At 69.4% G+C, this 15,570-nt stretch carries 14 protein-coding genes; 6 read left to right on the top strand and 8 right to left on the bottom strand.

The window, feature by feature from the left end; genetic code table 11:
* The first annotated feature begins 66 nt into the window (after positions 1-66).
* The 3 genes from VHD82_RS32760 to VHD82_RS32750 all read left to right on the top strand — a co-directional run bounded on the left by VHD82_RS32760 (position 67) and on the right by VHD82_RS32750 (position 3,751).
* Positions 67-459 carry a MarR family winged helix-turn-helix transcriptional regulator gene (locus tag VHD82_RS32760; RefSeq protein ID WP_414637610.1) on the top strand — a complete coding sequence of 131 codons (393 nt, stop codon included), beginning with the start codon at positions 67-69 and terminating at the stop codon, positions 457-459.
* A complete protein-coding gene (locus tag VHD82_RS32755) occupies positions 449-1,663 on the top strand; it encodes an MFS transporter (RefSeq protein ID WP_325712699.1) in 1,215 nt (404 codons plus the stop codon). Before VHD82_RS32760 ends, VHD82_RS32755 begins: the two co-directional genes overlap by 11 nt.
* Positions 1,664-1,747: 84 nt before the next feature.
* Positions 1,748-3,751, top strand: a complete 2,004-nt coding sequence (locus VHD82_RS32750; protein ID WP_325712698.1) for a PhoX family phosphatase — start codon at positions 1,748-1,750, stop codon at positions 3,749-3,751.
* Here VHD82_RS32750 and VHD82_RS32745 read toward each other — a convergent pair.
* Positions 3,710-5,053 carry an MFS transporter gene (locus tag VHD82_RS32745; RefSeq protein WP_325712696.1) on the bottom strand — a complete coding sequence of 448 codons (1,344 nt, stop codon included), beginning with the start codon at positions 5,051-5,053 and terminating at the stop codon, positions 3,710-3,712. The two genes, VHD82_RS32750 and VHD82_RS32745, sit on opposite strands and share 42 nt — an antisense overlap.
* A gap of 55 nt (positions 5,054-5,108) precedes the next feature.
* Between VHD82_RS32745 and VHD82_RS32740 the strand changes: the two genes are divergently transcribed.
* A complete protein-coding gene (locus VHD82_RS32740) occupies positions 5,109-5,798 on the top strand; it encodes an SDR family oxidoreductase (RefSeq protein WP_325712695.1) in 690 nt (229 codons plus the stop codon).
* Positions 5,799-5,868: 70 nt separating this feature from the next.
* On the opposite strand, the gene VHD82_RS32735 is transcribed toward VHD82_RS32740, so the two are convergent.
* From VHD82_RS32735 to VHD82_RS32725, 3 genes are all read right to left on the bottom strand, one after another.
* Positions 5,869-7,170 carry an amidohydrolase gene (locus tag VHD82_RS32735; protein WP_325712693.1) on the bottom strand — a complete coding sequence of 434 codons (1,302 nt, stop codon included), beginning with the start codon at positions 7,168-7,170 and terminating at the stop codon, positions 5,869-5,871.
* A gap of 9 nt (positions 7,171-7,179) precedes the next feature.
* Positions 7,180-7,833, bottom strand: a complete 654-nt coding sequence (locus tag VHD82_RS32730) for a response regulator transcription factor (protein ID WP_325712691.1) — start codon at positions 7,831-7,833, stop codon at positions 7,180-7,182.
* An 85-nt stretch (positions 7,834-7,918) separates the two neighbouring features.
* Positions 7,919-9,616, bottom strand: a complete 1,698-nt coding sequence (locus VHD82_RS32725) for a sensor histidine kinase (protein ID WP_325712689.1) — start codon at positions 9,614-9,616, stop codon at positions 7,919-7,921.
* A 109-nt stretch (positions 9,617-9,725) separates the two neighbouring features.
* Here VHD82_RS32725 and VHD82_RS32720 point away from each other — a divergent pair, with 109 nt between their 5' ends.
* Both VHD82_RS32720 and VHD82_RS32715 read left to right on the top strand, forming a co-directional pair.
* On the top strand, positions 9,726-10,421 hold the full coding sequence (locus VHD82_RS32720) for an ABC transporter ATP-binding protein (RefSeq protein ID WP_325712749.1): 696 nt from the start codon (positions 9,726-9,728) through the stop codon (positions 10,419-10,421).
* Positions 10,418-12,625 (top strand): FtsX-like permease family protein, encoded by a 2,208-nt coding sequence (locus VHD82_RS32715; RefSeq protein ID WP_325712687.1) that lies wholly within the window; start codon positions 10,418-10,420, stop codon positions 12,623-12,625. Before VHD82_RS32720 ends, VHD82_RS32715 begins: the two co-directional genes overlap by 4 nt.
* Before the next feature lie 46 nt (positions 12,626-12,671).
* Here VHD82_RS32715 and VHD82_RS32710 read toward each other — a convergent pair whose 3' ends face one another.
* From VHD82_RS32710 to VHD82_RS32695, 4 genes are all read right to left on the bottom strand, one after another.
* On the bottom strand, positions 12,672-13,109 hold the full coding sequence (locus VHD82_RS32710) for a MarR family winged helix-turn-helix transcriptional regulator (protein WP_325712685.1): 438 nt from the start codon (positions 13,107-13,109) through the stop codon (positions 12,672-12,674).
* A gap of 33 nt (positions 13,110-13,142) precedes the next feature.
* Positions 13,143-13,838, bottom strand: a complete 696-nt coding sequence (gene trmB, locus VHD82_RS32705; RefSeq protein WP_325712683.1) for a tRNA (guanosine(46)-N7)-methyltransferase TrmB — start codon at positions 13,836-13,838, stop codon at positions 13,143-13,145.
* A 99-nt stretch (positions 13,839-13,937) separates the two neighbouring features.
* Positions 13,938-14,492, bottom strand: coding sequence for a hypothetical protein (locus VHD82_RS32700; RefSeq protein WP_414637609.1), 555 nt, complete (start codon positions 14,490-14,492; stop codon positions 13,938-13,940).
* A gap of 307 nt (positions 14,493-14,799) precedes the next feature.
* On the bottom strand, positions 14,800-15,567 hold the full coding sequence (locus VHD82_RS32695) for an ABC transporter permease (protein WP_325712679.1): 768 nt from the start codon (positions 15,565-15,567) through the stop codon (positions 14,800-14,802).
* Positions 15,568-15,570 lie beyond the last annotated feature (3 nt).

The raw sequence follows: 15,570 nt of genomic DNA, 5'->3' as shown, positions 1-15,570 counted from the left end.
TAAGTGAAATCCGGAGTCGCCGAACTCGCGCACGAGCTGCGCCCGCTCGTCTTTCGCCTCTACTACATGGTCCGCCGGCTGACCCCTCAGTACCGGCTGACCCTGACGCAGGGCTCGGTGCTTTCCGAGCTGGCGCAAGGCGGGCCGCGCCGGATGAGCGTCCTCGCGCAGATCGAGGGCGTGCGCCAGCCGTCCATGACGGACCTGGTGCGCCGGCTGGAGCGGCTGCACCTGGTCAGCAGGAAGCCCGATCCCGAGGATCGCCGCGCCGTGCTGATCGAGGCGACGGAAGCGGGCAAGCGGTACGTCGGCGAGCTGGTGCTCGCCCGCGAGGAGTTCCTGCGGGAGCGCCTGACCGCTCTGGATCCGACCGACCGCGCGGCCATCGAGGCCGCGCTGCCGGCCCTGCGACGGCTCATCGATCCGGCGAAGAAGGAGGAACTGCTGGATGAGCACTAACCATGGCAGCCTGCTGGATGCCTTGAAGGGGCAGCCAAAACAGGTCTGGATCACCGCGTTCGCGGCCGTGATCGCCTTCATGGGAATCGGCCTTGTCGATCCGATCCTGTTGTCCATCGCGGACGGGCTGCACGCCTCGGCATCACAGGTGACCCTGCTGTTCTCGTCTTACCTCGGTGTTCAGGTGTTGGCGATGCTGATCACGGGTGCCGCCAGCGCCAGGTTCGGCCCCAAGCGCACGGTGCTCACCGGTCTGGTCCTGATCGTGCTCGCGACCGCGTTCTGCGCGGCCGCCGCGACGATCACCCAGCTCGTCGCACTCCGTGCGGTCTGGGGGCTGGGCAACGCTTTCTTCATCGCGACCGCGCTTTCGGTGATCGTCGGTGCGGCCACCGGCGGGCAGAAGGGCGCGATCCTGCTCTACGAGGCCGCGCTCGGTGTCGGTCTCGCCGTGGGGCCGCTGCTCGGCGCATTGCTCGGCAGCATCTCGTGGCGGGGGCCGTTCGTCGGCACCGCCGTGCTGATGGCCGCCGCCCTCGTGTTGTGCGCGATCTTCCTGCAGAAGGACTCGCACGAGAAGCGGCCCAAGATCCGGATCTCCGACCCGCTTCGCGCGCTTCGGCACGCCGGTCTGCTGCGCACATCGATCGGCTCGGCGCTCTACACCGCCGCGTTCTTCACCGTGCTGGCCTGGACTCCGTTCGTGCTCGGCTGGAGTGCGGTCGCGGTCGGTCTGATCTTCTGTGGCTGGGGCCTGTGCGTCGCGGTCGCGGGTGTGGCACTCGCACCGAAGCTCGCGGGCAAGCTCGGTGAGCGGCACGCGACCGCGGTCGCGGTGTTCGGTTACGCGGTGCTGATGCTGGTACTCGCGGTGCCGAGCAAGCCGGTGGTGGTCGTCGGTGTCATCGTCTCGGGCCTGATTTCGGGGCTGCTGAACACTTTGTTCACCGGGACCGCGATGTCGATCAGCGACGCGCCGCGGCCGGTGGCCAGTGCGGGCTACAACTTCTGCCGGTGGCTCGGCGGCGCGGCGGCCGCGACTCTGGTCGGCCACGTCGCGGCCTGGTTCGGTTCGCAGCAGGCCCCGTTCGTCGTCGCCGCTGTGCTCTGTGTGGTCGCCGGCGGGCTGCTGCTGATCAAGGACCGTTCGGCCGACCCGCACCGGGTGCCGAAGGAAGCGGTCCTCGTCGGCGAGGAGCTTTAACTTACATTTACCTTCTGTTTGGCAGCACCTGGTCTTCCTCGCTTACCGTCACGGACGTTCCCCTGACTGAGTGATGGAGGCCCGGTGCTGTCTCTACCGTTGTTCGCGCATTCCGGCGGGAGATCCCCGCTCACCTGCGAGTACCGCTGCGGAAACGCCTGCGCGCACGAAACGCCGAACATCTCGGACAACGAATACTTCGGCGATGTCGCCAAGGGAGTGCTCTCCCGGCGCGGCGTGTTCAAGGCCGGTGCGGTGATGGCCGCCGCCGCAGGCGGATTCGCCGCGTTGTCGGGCACCTCGGACGCCGCCGTCCCCGCGCTCGCGGGCCGCCCCGTGCCGGGAACCGGCTTCGAGGCGGTCGCGCCGAACAAGGCCGACGCGCTCGTGATTCCCAAGGGCCACAAGCAGAACGTGGTGATCCGCTGGGGCGACCCGGTGGTGCCCGGCGCGCCGAAGTTCGACCCGGCCAGGCAGACCGCGGCCGCGCAGGCCAAGCAGTTCGGCTACAACAACGACTTCGTCGGGTTGATCGAAAACGGACACGGCCGCTACCTCATGGTGGTCAACCACGAGTACACCACCGAAGTCCAGATGTTCCCCGCCGGCACGTACGACGCGAACAACCCCACCGAGGAGCAGGTGCGCATCGCCTGGGCGGCACACGGGCTTTCGGTGGTGCAGGTGGAAAAGCGCCGGGGCGGCGGGCTCGAAGCCGTGCCCGGTCGGTACAACCGCCGGATCACGCTCGACACCGAGTTCGAGGTGCGCGGCCCGGCGGCGGGGTCGAAGTACCTCAGGACCTCGGCGGACCCGACCGGAAAACGCGTGCGCGGCACGCAGAACAACTGCTCCGGCGGCGTGACCCCTTGGGGCACCGTGCTTTCCGGCGAGGAGAACTTCCACCAGTACTTCGCCAACTCCGAAAAGGTCACCGACCCCACGGCGCAGGCGCGGCTCAAGCGCTACGCCGTCGGCACCGGCGCCAGCACCCGAAAATGGGAGCGCTTCGACAAGCGCTGGGACGTGGCGCAGGAACCCAACGAGCCCAACAGGTTCGGCTGGGTCGTGGAGATCGACCCGAACGACCCGGACTCCACGCCGGTCAAGCACACCGCGCTCGGCCGGTTCAAGCACGAGGCCGCGAACGTCAAGATCGCGCGCGATGGCCGCGTCGCGGTGTACTCCGGTGACGATGAGCGCTTCGACTACATCTACAAGTTCGTCTCCAAGGGCAAGTACAAGCCGGGCAACAGCGCGCTCGCCCGGCGGCACAACATGGCCCTGCTCGACGAAGGCACGCTCTACGTCGCGAAGTTCACCGGCGACAGCCCGGCCGCCGAGTTCGACGGCACCGGAAAGCTCCCGTCCGATGGCGAGTTCGACGGCACCGGTGCGTGGATCCCGCTCGTCGCTGGCGACCGGTCCTTTGTGGATGGTTTCACCGCCGAGGAGGTGTATGTCTTCACCCGGCTGGCCGCGGACAAGGTCGGCGCGACGAAGATGGACCGCCCGGAGGACATCGAGCCGAACCCGGTCAACGGCCGCATCTACGCCGCGCTGACCAACAACACCGACCGCGGCGCGGCGGGGAAGGCCGGCGTGGACGAGGTGAACCCGCGCAACGGCAACAAGAACGGGCAAGTGCTGGAGTGGGAGGAGAGCGGCGGCGACTCGGCCGCGACGAAGTTCTCCTGGCGGCTGCTGCTCGTCTGTGGTGACCCGGCCGCGGCCGACACCTACTTCGGCGGCTTCCCGAAGGAACAGGTCAGCCCGATCTCCTGCCCGGACAACGTCGCCTTCGACCCGTACGGCAACCTGTGGATCGCCACCGACGGCAACGCGCTCGGCTCCAACGACGGCCTGTTCTCGGTGCCGGTCGAGGGCCCGGAACGCGGGCACGTCAAGCAGTTCCTCACCGTGCCCTACGGTGCCGAGACCTGCGGACCCGTGGTCACCGACGACTTCGTCGTGGTCGCCGTGCAACACCCCGGCGAGAACGGCACGCCGACCGCGCCGACCTCGCACTGGCCGGACGGCGGAACGTCACTCGCCCGCCCGGCTGTCGCTTCGATCTGGCGCGGTTGAGACTCGCGGCTTGGCACCCAGCGCGAGGGCGACCAGGGCCCCGGCGACCATGCAGGCGCCGACGACCCACAGGCCGGTGCGCTGGGTGCCGGTCAGGTCGCGCAGCCAGCCGGTGACGTAGGGCGCCGCGAAACCGGAGATGTTGCCCAGCGAGTTGATCAGTGCGATCCCGCCCGCGGCCGCGGTCCCGGCGAGAAAGTTCGACGGCAGCGCCCAGAACGTCGGCAGCGCGGCGCACACGCCGACCGCGCAGATCGTCACCGCGACCATCGCGGCGTACGGATTTCCCAGGTACAGCGCGATCGGGATGGCGATCCCGCCGAGCAGCATCGGCAGCGCCACATGCCATTTCCGTTCGTCAGTGCGGTCGCCGTGCCGCGCCCAGAACACCATCACCACCGCGCCGATCACGTACGGCACCGCGTTGACCAGGCCGGACTGGATCACCGTCAGCTTGGTGCCGAACTCCGAGCCGAACCCGGCGATGATCGTCGGCAGGAAAAAACCGAGTGCATACAATCCGTATGCAATGGCGAAGTACACGAACGCAAGGGCCAGGATCCGCGGATGCGTGAGCGCCTTGCGCAGCGGCCAGTGGTGCTCGGCCTCGGTCGCCCGGCGCTCGGCGTCGAGTTCGGTGATCAGCCAGTTGCGCTCGTCCTCGGTCAGCCACCTGGCCTTCTCCGGCCGGTCGGTCAGGTAGAACCAGGTCACGAACGCGAGCAGCATCGCCGGAATGCCCTCGACGAGGAACATGAACCGCCAGCCGCTCAGGCCGAAAATGCCGCCGCCATGCGCGATGAGCAGGCTCGACACGGTGGAGCCGATCGCGGACGAGATCGGGATCGCGGCCATGAACAGCGCCACCGCCCTGGCGCGTTGCGCGGCCGGGAACCAGTAGGTCAGGTACAGGATGATGCCGGGGAAGAAGCCGGCTTCGGCCACTCCCAGCAGGAACCGCAGGATCACCAGCGTGGTCGGGTTCGGCACGAACGCCAGCACCGTGGCGAGAATCCCCCAGGTGATCATGATCCGGGCCAGCCAGCGCCGGGCGCCGAACCGGTGCAGCGCGAGGTTGCTCGGCACCTCGAGGATCAGGTAACCGAGAAAGAAGATGCCCGACGCGAACCCGAACGCCGTGGACGAGAGGCCCAGCTCCTTGTTCATTCCGTTCGGGCCCGCGAAACCGATGTTGACCCGGTCCAGGTAGTTCACGAAATACAGCAGGGCCAGGAACGGCATCACCCGCCAGGCGACCTTGGCGAGTACTCGGTTTTCCGGTGCGGCAGTCCTCGTCGACATGAACAGATCCCAGGCCACCGGGCGTTGTTCGTCAAGAACGACTTACCTTGGAACCATGTCAGAAAGCCCACTCGCTCTCGTCACCGGCGCTTCGCGCGGGATCGGGGCGGCCATCGCGCACGTGCTCATGCCCGACCACCAGGTGCTGCTCGGCGGCCGTGACGCGGACGCGCTGGCGAAACGCGCCGAGGAACTGCCGGGCGCACGGCCCTGGCCGGTGGATCTCACCGATTTCGCCGCGGTCCGCGAGGCGGCAGCGCAGATCGACCGGCTGGACGTGCTGGTGCATTCGGCCGGCGTGGTCGAGCTGGGCACGGTCGCCGAGTCCGACGCCGACTCATGGCGGCGGAACTACGAGGTCAACGTGATCGCGGTGGTCGAGCTGACCCGCCTGCTGCTACCCGCACTCCGCGCCGCGAACGGACACGTCGTGGTGATCAACTCGGGGGCCGGCCGCAACGCGAACCCAGGCTGGGGCGCGTACGCGGCGAGCAAGCATGCCGTCCGCGCATTCGCCGACGCGCTGCGGTCCGAGGAGGAGCGCAACGGCCTCCGCGTCACCACGGTGTACCCCGGGCGCACGGACACCGAGATGCAGCAGGCGGTGATCGCGCACGAGGGCCGCGACTACGTCCCGGAGGATCACCTGCGCCCGGACTCCGTCGCGGCTGCCGTGCTTTCCGCCGTTTCCGCAACGCCGGAGGCGCATCCGACCGAGATCGTCATCCGGCCGAGGCACCGCTAGGACGTGTTTCATAAGCGGGGTAGCCACTCGTTGATCGAGGCGATGACCAGCACGGCCTCGAAGCGGACCGCTAGCCGCGGATGCGGGCCGCCGATTCGCTCGCGGCGGCCCGCACCTTCTCGCGGTCCACGCGGGTGGATTCGCCGTCGGCGAGCACCTGGTCCCCGGCCACCCAGACATCGCGCACCCGGCGGGAGCCCGCGGCCCACACCAGGTTCGCCAGCAGCTGCTCGTCCGGCACGGCGAGGCCGAGGGCGAACGCGAAATCCTCGGCGTCGAGGTGCACGAAGTCGGCCCACCGGCCGGCCTCCAATGCGCCGATGTCGTTGCGCCCCAACGCTTCCGCGCCGCCACGGGTGGCGAGCAGCAGTGCATCCGCGCCGCTCAGCGCGGCAGAGTCCTTTGTGGACAAACGGGCGAACATCGCGGCGAGCTGGATCTCCTCCCACAGGTCCAGGTCGTCGTTGCTGGCCGGCCCGTCCGTGCCGAGCCCGACCGGCACCGACGCGGCACGCAGGTCGGTCAGCCTGGCAAAGCCCGACGCGAGCTTGGCGTTGGAGCCCGGGCAGTGCGCCACCCCCACACCGTGCTTGGCGAACAACGCGATGTCCCCGTCGGACAAGTGCACCGCGTGCGCCGCGATCATCCGGCCGTCCAGCAGGCCGGCGACCTCCAACAGCCTTGGCACGGAACCGAAATCCGCGCGCTGCCGCTCATCTTCGTCCGCCGCTTCGGCGACGTGGATCTGCACCAGCGCGTTCCGCGGAGCCGCGGCTTCCGCGGTGAGCCGGAGCGCTTCCGGCGGCAGCATGTACGCCGAATGCGCGGCGAAGGACAGCTCGATCCGTTCCCCCGGCCCGAACCGCAGGCCGTCAGCGTCGATCCAGCGCGCTGCCGCGGTGATCATCTCCCGCCAATCCAGCCCGGGCAGGTCCATGATCGGCCCGCCGAGCACGGCGCGGGCGCCGGTCGTGAGCACCGCCTCGGCCATTTCCTCGGCATGGAAATACATTTCGGCACTGGTGGTCACGCCGCGCGAGAGCATTTCCAAGGAGCCCAGCATCATCCCGGCCCGGACGTCCTCCGCGCGCAGTTTCGCCTCGGCGGGCCAGATGATTTCGCGCAGCCAGCGCAACAGCGGCAGATCCCCGCCCATCCCGCGGAGCAGCGTCATCGGGGTGTGCGCGTGCGCGTTCACCAAGCCGGGCAACAGGATTCCGGGCAGCGCCGTCACTGGACCGGAGAACTCCTCGGTGGCCGGACCGCAGTAGGTGACCCGGCCGTCGTCGCCGACGTCGACCGCGCCGTCGCGGATGACCGAACAGGCCGGGTCACAGGGCAGGACGACGGGGGCGGTGTAACGACGTGGCATCTGCCGATCCTATGAATCCATCAAGCCCGAGCGCCAGGCCCAGGCCGCGGTCTCGACCCGGTTGCGCGCGCCGATCTTGCCCTGCACGGACGCGAGATGCGTTTTCACCGTGGACAACGACAGGAACAACTCCTTGCCGATCTCGGTGTTGGTCAGCCCTCGCGCGGCGGCGCGCACCACGTCCAGCTCACGGGCCGTCAGCGGTTCCTTCGGCGGGTCGACCTCCCGCTTCTTGGCCCCGCCGTCGAAATGCTTGAGCAGCCGGACGGTGACCTGCGGCGAGACCAGCGCGTCACCCCGGTCCGCCGCGCGTACCGCCTCGATCAGCAGCGCGGGCCCGGCGTCCTTGAGCAGGAACCCGCTGGCGCCGTTGCGCAACGCCGTGTGCACGTACTCGTCGAGGTCGAACGTGGTCACCACGACGACCTTCAGCGGATCCACCACGTCCGGCCCGGCGAGCTGCCGCGCGACCTCCAGCCCGTCGAGCCCCGGCATGCGGATGTCCAGCAGGCACACGTCCGGGCGCAGCTCGCGAGCCTTGCTCACCGCCGCGATCCCGTCCGCGACATCGGCGACGACCTCGATGTCGTCCTGCGCGTCGAGGATCATCCGGAACCCGGTGCGCACCATGCTCTGGTCGTCGGCGATGAGCACCCGGATCAAGCGGCCTCCTCTTCGGACGCGGCAAGCCGCGGCAGCGGCATTACGTCGGCCGGCTTGGTGCCGGACGATTCGCTCGCAAGCTCGCTCATTCAAGCTCCTCAAGCGGTAACCAAGCTTCCACGAGCCAGCCATCGGCGACCGGCCCGGCGAAGAGCCTGCCATGTAGCAGTTCCACGCGCTCACGCATCCCGACCAGCCCGTATCCGCCCGACCCGCCCGCCGGGTACGGCTCCGGAGTGTGCCCGTCATTGCCGACCCGCACATGCAACTCCCCGTCGGCGACTTCGGCGAGCACGTCCACCCTGGTCGCGCGGGGCGCGTGCTTGCCGACGTTGGTCAGCGACTCCTGCACCAGCCGCAGCGCCGAGCGCGCGACCTCCTGCGGGATGTCCGGGGCGAGCCGCAGCTCCAGCACGACCGGCGCGCCGACCGCGGACTCGGCCAGTTGCCGAAGGTCGGCGTCGAGGTCGGTGGTGGCGTACTCGGCGTCGTCGACGTTGCTGCGCATACTGCGGACCAGTCGGCGCATCGCCACCAGTGCCTCCGTGCCCGCCTCCTCGATCCGGCCGAGCGCCTCCATCGCGACCGCGGGGTTCTTCTCGCCCATCATTTTCGCCGCCTGCGCCTGCACCACGATCCCCGTGACGTGGTGGGCCACGACATCGTGCAGTTCGCGCGCCAGCGCCATCCGCTCCGAGGTCTGCGCCTGGTTCACCGCGGACTCGACCACCTGGGTGCGTTCGGAGTCGCGGGCACGGAAGAACAGCCCGACCGCGACCGAGATGCCCAGCGTCAGCAGCGCGCCGACGGACAGCGTGCCCAGATCCGGCGCGTCCGAGAGCTGGTGCCCGGACACGGTCGTGATCGCCACGGTGATCGACATCAGGCCGATGACGAGCCACGCCTGTGTCGTCTGCACGAGCCGGATGAGGAAGACCACCGCGACCATCCCGGCCACGATCTGGGTCAGCGGGAGGGCACCGAACGGCAGGTTGTAGGAGCGCGGCGCGATCCGCACGGCGACCGCGGTTACCAGGAACACCACCGACAGCAGCGACCCGGCGAGCACCGGGATCCGTGAGGCCAGCACCGCGAGCACCGCCGAGGCCGTCGAACAGATCAGCAGCGGGAACGCGCGGGGACCGTGGTCGAGCGTGCCGTAGAGCTCCAGGAACCACGGCAGGCAGAGCACGCCGATCAACGGCCATTGCGCGCGCACCAGCTCCGAGGCCGGGCTGGTCTGCGCCGGCTTGGTCGGCCGTCGCACCACCAGGCCCAGCACCACGGCGGCGACCAGCAGCACGAGACCGGTCAGCAGGGTCGACTCGAAGCGGCTGGAGCGATACGGCAGATCCGACCGGTTCGTCGCCGCCACCAGCGCCGCTATCACCAGCGTGCTGATGGCCGTGAACGCGACGAACGGCCGGACCCGCCGCACGCAGGCGAACACCAGCTCCACCCCGGCCACCGTCTCGGTCAGCGACAGGTCGGTGAGCACCGTCGAATACGCGCTCGCGTCGGTGTAGCGGATCAGTGCGGTGGACAGCACCAGCACCGCGGCGCCGCCGAACGTGCCGCGCAGCGGATGCTTGCGCGCCCACAGCGCGCAGCCGCACATCGCCAGGATTCCCGGCAGCAGCAACAGATCGCGGCCCTTCGGGCCGAAGTTGTCGAAAGCGGCGCTGATGACGATCAGCAGGTCGACCAGGAGCGCCGCGAGCAACACGACACCCTCGAGGCCCAGCCATCGCCAGGCAAGGCGCAAGCGGTCGGAGAACGGCACACCGTGACGGTAGAGGATTCCGGGTCACCCGCACCCTGGCCGCCCGGCCACCACGGATCGGCCGATCGGCCGATCCGGGCGAGGTGTGGCGGCTGTGAACCTGCTGTACATGAATCCACAGTGGAACAGCCGGGCACTGCTGTCCGGCCGGGGGCTGGTGAAGCGGTACGGCACGCAGCACGCACTGGCGGGGGTGGATATCGACATCCAGCCGGGCGAGGCGGTGGCGATCGTCGGCCCGTCCGGCTCGGGCAAGACGTCGCTGCTGCACGTGCTGGCCGGCATCCTGCGCGCCGACGAGGGCGAGATTCACCTTGCGGGACAACGGATCGACCAGTTCTCCGAGAAGAAGCGCAGCGAGCTGCGGCGCACCGAGTTCGGGTTCGTCTTCCAGCAGGGGATGCTGGTCGCCGAGCTGACCGCGGAGGAGAACGTGGCGCTGCCGATGCTGCTCGCCGGCGCGGGGCGCAAACAGGCGCTGGGCGCGGCGCGGGAATGGCTGGGCAGGCTGGGGCTGCAGGGGCGGGGCGGCAGTCGTCCCGGTGAGCTTTCCGGCGGGCAGGCGCAGCGGGTCGCGATCGCGCGGGCGCTCACCCACCAGCCGAAGGTGATCTTCGCCGACGAGCCGACCGGCGCCCTGGACACCCGCACCGGCAAGGAAACGATGGACGCGCTGCTGGTGGCGGCCGCCGACGCGGGGGCGTCGGTGCTGATCGTGACGCACGACCGGGAACTGGCCGACTCGCTGCCGCGCACGATCGTCATCCGCGACGGCCGGATCGCCTCGAAGGTGGCGGTTCCGTGAACCCGGTGCAGCTGGCGTTCCGGGTGCTGCGCGTCGACAGCCGGACCCGGACTTCGACAATCCTGACGGCGGTGGGGGTCGCGGTGGCGACCGGGCTGGTGCTGTTGCTGGTCAGCCTCCCGTACGCGACACAGGCGAGGGCCGAACGTTCGGTCTGGCAGGAATCCTCGCCGAACCGTGGCACCACGATGTTGCGCGCCTCGAGTCACGATTTCACCGGCGGCACCGAGATCACCCGGCTCGATCTGGCGTCCACAGTGGACCCAACGACCATCGCCCTGCCGAAGGGACTGCCGAAGTTCCCCGGCCCAGGCGAAGTGCTGGTATCGCCCGCGTTGTTCGAGCAGATGCACGCACTTCCCGCGGACCGGTTGGCGGATCGCTTCCCCGGCACGGTCGTCGGCACGTTGACCGACGATGCGCTGAAATATCCGGACCAGCTCGTCGCGGTGGTCGGGCACTCGCCGGACACGATGCCGTACGACGCGTACCAGTCGGCCGGGTTCACGCCCGCGAGCGACGCCGAAGCCGATCCGTTCCTCAGCCTGCTGGCCGGGGTCGGTGTGGTGGTGCTGCTGGTGCCGAGCCTGGTGCTCGTGGCCTCGTCCTCGCGCCTGACCGCCGCCCGTCGCGAACGCAGGCTGGCCGCGCTGCGGCTGGCCGGGGCGACCCCGGGGCAGGTGACCGGGATCGTCGCCGCCGAAACGGGGGTGGCCGCGGTGGTCGGCGCATTGCTCGGGCTGGCGGTGAAACCGGTGTTCTCCGCACTGTGCACGATGGTCCCCTGGGACGGCGGCACCTGGCAGTTCAGCGATTTCACGGTGCCGGTGGGGGTCACCGTGGCGCTCGTGGTGGCGATGCCGGTGTTGGTGCTGCTGGCCGCAGTGCTCGGATTGCGACGCGTGGTGCGGAATCCGGTGGGTGCGGTGTCGGCGCACTCGCCGAAACCGTTGAAGGCGTGGCGTTTGCTCGCGTTGCCGAGCACCGGCGTGGTGTTCTACCTGGCGACCTCCAGTGAGCACGGCAGTGCGGCGTTCGTGCTGCTGGCACTGTTCCTGCTGGTCGCGTCAGCGATCGTGGTCGGCCCCTGGGTGACCTTCGCCGTCGGGCGGATCTTCGTGGGGCGCTGGCGGAAACCGTCGGGCCTGCTCGCCGGGCGGCGGCTGCTGGACGATCCACGTGGGTCATACCGAGCTTCCGCCGGGGTGGTGCTCGCGGTGTTCGTCGGCTCGATGGCGCTGACACTGATGCCCAGCTTCGAGAGCACGGCAGGTGGCGGCGGCACCTACCGCGATTCGGTGCTGTCGGTGAGTGCCGCGCCGGCCAAGGCGGCCGAACTGGTCGCGCAGACGAACGCCAAACTGGCGCACTCCGGGCAACACACGCAGGCCACCGAGGTCGGCCAGGTGATGCTCAGCTCGGTGAACGGCGGGAGCCTGACCGCGCTCGTGCTGGACTGCTCGAAGGCCCAGGAACTGTTGCGGCTGACGGTTTCCTGCCAGGACAAGCCGGCTGTCTACGGTTCCTTCGACGTCAGCGGCTACACCGTGAGCGGCGACTACGGCTCGCCCGGCGTTCCGCTGGCGCCGGGCACGCCGGTGGGCACGTTGCGGCACAACGACTCCGACGCGACTGTCGACGCCATCATCGATCCCGGGGCACTGCCGGCCGGCGTCCGGCTCGAACAGGTCGATGTGGCGGTTGCCTCGGCCGGGGCGGACCCGGAGGTGGTGCGCACCGCGCTGGCATCGAGCGGGGCGAGCGTCTACAGCCGGGACGAATACCTGGCGTCACAGCAGACCGAACTGGCCGACCTGCGCCGGGTGACGGTGATCGGGGTGGTCGCGGCGGCCGTGCTCGCCGGGTGCAGTGCCGCGATCGCCACCGCCGGATCGGTGCTGGACCGCCGCCGCACGTTCGGCGCGCTGATGGCGGCCGGGACTCCGGTGCGTGTGTTGTCGAGGGCACTGCGGGCGGAGGCCGCGCTGCCCGCGCTCGCCGCGACGATCGGGTCCGGTGCGATCGGGGTGGCCGCCGGGCTCGGGCTGTTCTCCATGGTCGAGCGCGGCAAGGACGTGGCCGCGGTGCTGACTCCGTGGCTGCTCGCGCCGGTGGTGCTCGGGCTCGGGGTGGCGGTGCTCGCCGCGTCGGTGTGCACGCCCGCGCTCAACCGGGTGCAGGCCGAACCACTGGCCGACGAATAGCGACCGTGCCGTCCCTTCCTTGCGGGAGGGACGGCACCCCGGCTCACTACGCGCCGTCCCGAACGCGCTTCGTGCAGGACCGCAGGACCTGCCGGAGCGCTTCGGTCGCTTCGCCGTCGAGATCGGCGAGCATGTCCCGCTCGATCTCGTCCACTTCGTGGTCGCAGCCGTGCAGCTTGCGCTGGCCGAGTTCGGTGAGCGTGGTTTCGAGCACCCGCTTGTTGTGCTCGGCAGGCTGCCGCCGGACCAGGCCGACCTGTTCCAGCCGGACGATCAGCTCCTGCATGGTCTGCGCGCTGACGAACGAACGCCGCGCCAGCTCCGCCGCCGAGAGCCCGGGATCGCGGGCCAGTTCGGTCAGCGCGGTGTACTGGACGACGGTCAGCCCGTGCGGGCGCACCGCTGAGTCGAGTCGGCCTCGTAGCGCGAGTTCCAGCTGTTTGACCAGGTACGCGGTACGGGCTTCGGGCAGGGGACCGCTCACCGCCGACACGTTAGCAGCCGACTGTTAGCTGAGTCACAGTCGTTCGAAGATCAGGTCGTGGCTCTCCCGGTTGTCCTCGTCGGCCCGCTGCTCGAACTTGGTCACCGGTCGCCAGCCCGGGCGCGGTGCCCAGTCCGGAAACCTGTTGCGCAGCAACGGTTCTGCCGAGCAGACCGCGAGCATCTGCTCGGCGTAGTGCGCCCAGTCGGTGGCCATGTGCAGTATCCCGCCGGGCGCCAGCCGCGACGCGACGAGCTTGACGAACTCCGGCTGCACCAGCCGGCGCTTGTGGTGCCGCTTCTTCGGCCACGGGTCCGGGAAGAAGATCCGCACCCCGGACAGCGACTCGGCGGCGATGTGTTCGCGGAGCAGGATGACGGCATCTCCGTGCAGCAGGCGCAGGTTCTCCAGTGCGAGCTTCTCCGCGCGGAGCATCAACTGGCCGAGCCCGGCCTCGTACACCTCGACGGCGACGTAGTTGACCTCCGGCTCCGCCGCCGCGAGCTGGGCGGTGGTCTCCCCCATCCCGGAACCGATCTCCAGCAGCACCGGCGCCGCCCTGCCGAACCACTCGGCGAAATCGATGGGACCCGGCGGCAGCTCGGACACCTCGCGGCCCAGCTGGGGCCAATGGTGTTCCCACGCCCGTTGCTGGCCGACGGTCATCCGGCCGCCGCGCTGGACGTAGCTGACGACGCTGCGCAGCCGAGGTTGATGCTCGCTTTCCACCAGCCCAAATTAGCAATCCGACCTGAAGCAGGCCGACGCGATCAACCGGAGCGGACCTACGCCAGGCGGATCGCTGGTCGATCGACACAGTGCGGGCTCTCAGCGGCGGACTGCTTCGAACTCCCCCAACCGGGCACGCAGCCCGGCCAGCCCGGCGACCGCGATCGGCTCCGGGGTGACGGCGTTGTGCGCGGGCAGCACGTCGATCCAGCCGCCGTGCCTGCTCGTGTTGAGGATCGTGGTCGGGATGCGGTGCCCCGAACGGCCACCCTCGGACGGCATGAACTCCCAGTACCCGGACTCGCCGTCGGCGGCCCACGGCACGTACTCCCAGCCGGGACGGCGGGAAAGCAACTGCGCGATCCGGTCCTCCACGCGGAACCCGGACTCGCGGGAGTCGAGTCTGCCCTCGGCCAGCGCGCGCAGCCACCACGGTGAGGGGATCTGTTCACCGTTCGCGGTCACCGCGCGGAAGAGGTTGAGCACCTCCGCCTCCGGGGCACGGTGGATCCACGCGCGCCGGATCTCCGCCGGTTTGGTGGCCAGGCTGGCGTCACGGGGCAGCTCGATTGCCTGCGACCACTCGAGCCCGTCGAGTGGTTCCAGCAAGGGCTGATGCGCTCCGGCGCGCTGAGCGGGAACAGGAGTCCCGATTTCTCGACCGATTTCCACCGTCAAGGGTCACCTCCGTGGAGTTTCCTGACGTGGTAATTCCATATTCCCTGGTCAGCAGCCGGATGTCCGCTTCCTGTGAGCCCAACCACAGGGTCTTTACGTGCTATTAACCCCAGGCCGCTAACGCGCACCTGGGATTAATCGATTGGGCACCTTGTTTTTCCGCAGGACACCTGAAAAGGGTCCGGCCCGGGCCACCCCCCGATCGGTGGCCCGGGCCGTCTTCCCCTGTCCCGTCCGGCGCGGCCCCGATTCCGCGCGCTGTCCGGGTTTCCCCTGTGGGTCTTTACGCGTCCCGCCGCTTCGCGACGGTGATCGCGATGGTGAGCAGGACGAGCGCCACACCGGCGAAGTAGAGCAACGCCCAGCCCTGGCCGAGTACCGCGGTGGACATCGGCGCGCCGTCGCCGGCAGCGCGTCCGGTGTTGGAGGCCCCGTTGCCGGTCAGGAACTTGTCGGCCACGTTGAAGGGCATCCACTCGTAGATCTTGGCGCCGATCGTCGGGATCAACCGGATCAGGCTTTCCACGGCCAAGGCGTAGATCAGCAGCAGCGCGATCGCGCCGGCGCTGTGCCGGAGCAGGATGCCGACCGCCACCGCGATCACGGCCGCCAGCGCGTAGATCACGCCGCCCCCGGCCACGTTGATCCAGTCGGCGCCGCTGTTGAGCGCCAGGTCCGCGTTCGGCTTGAGCAGCATGCCGACACCGAGCGAGCCGAATGCCGAGATCTCGCCGACGACGAACGAGAGCAAAGCCACCACGGTCGTCTTCGCGATCAGCGCCGAGCCGCGGTGCGGCACCGCCTGGAAGGTGGTTCGCATGGTGCCGAAGCGGTACTCGGTGGTGACCGACAGCGCGGCCAGCACCATGATCACGGCCATCCCGAAGCTGTAGCCGAACTGGGTGGAGGCCACCGTCGCCGGCACCACGTCGCCGGAGTTGCCGACGATGAGCGCCGCGAAACCGATGGTCAGTACGAGCGTGATGAGCGAGCACCACCACGGGGAGCGGGTGGTGAACAGCTTGATGCGTTCTACCGCGAGCAGAGTCATTGT

This window comes from Amycolatopsis sp. (genome assembly GCF_035546795.1).
Classification (GTDB): domain Bacteria; phylum Actinomycetota; class Actinomycetes; order Mycobacteriales; family Pseudonocardiaceae; genus Amycolatopsis_E.
This window is presented reverse-complemented; position numbering and strand designations above follow the sequence as displayed.

Excerpts from the sequence above, each read along its gene's own strand:
- VHD82_RS32695 (WP_325712679.1), bottom strand. The coding sequence starts at position 15,567 with ATGACTCTGCTCGCGGTAGAACGCATCAAGCTGTTCACCACCCGCTCC.
- VHD82_RS32720 (WP_325712749.1), top strand. The coding sequence starts at position 9,726 with ATGAATCCACAGTGGAACAGCCGGGCACTGCTGTCCGGCCGGGGGCTG.
- VHD82_RS32740 (WP_325712695.1), top strand. The coding sequence starts at position 5,109 with ATGTCAGAAAGCCCACTCGCTCTCGTCACCGGCGCTTCGCGCGGGATC.
- VHD82_RS32735 (WP_325712693.1), bottom strand. The coding sequence starts at position 7,170 with ATGCCACGTCGTTACACCGCCCCCGTCGTCCTGCCCTGTGACCCGGCC.
- VHD82_RS32745 (WP_325712696.1), bottom strand. The coding sequence starts at position 5,053 with ATGTCGACGAGGACTGCCGCACCGGAAAACCGAGTACTCGCCAAGGTC.
- VHD82_RS32755 (WP_325712699.1), top strand. The coding sequence starts at position 449 with ATGAGCACTAACCATGGCAGCCTGCTGGATGCCTTGAAGGGGCAGCCA.
- VHD82_RS32760 (WP_414637610.1), top strand. The coding sequence starts at position 67 with ATGGTCCGCCGGCTGACCCCTCAGTACCGGCTGACCCTGACGCAGGGC.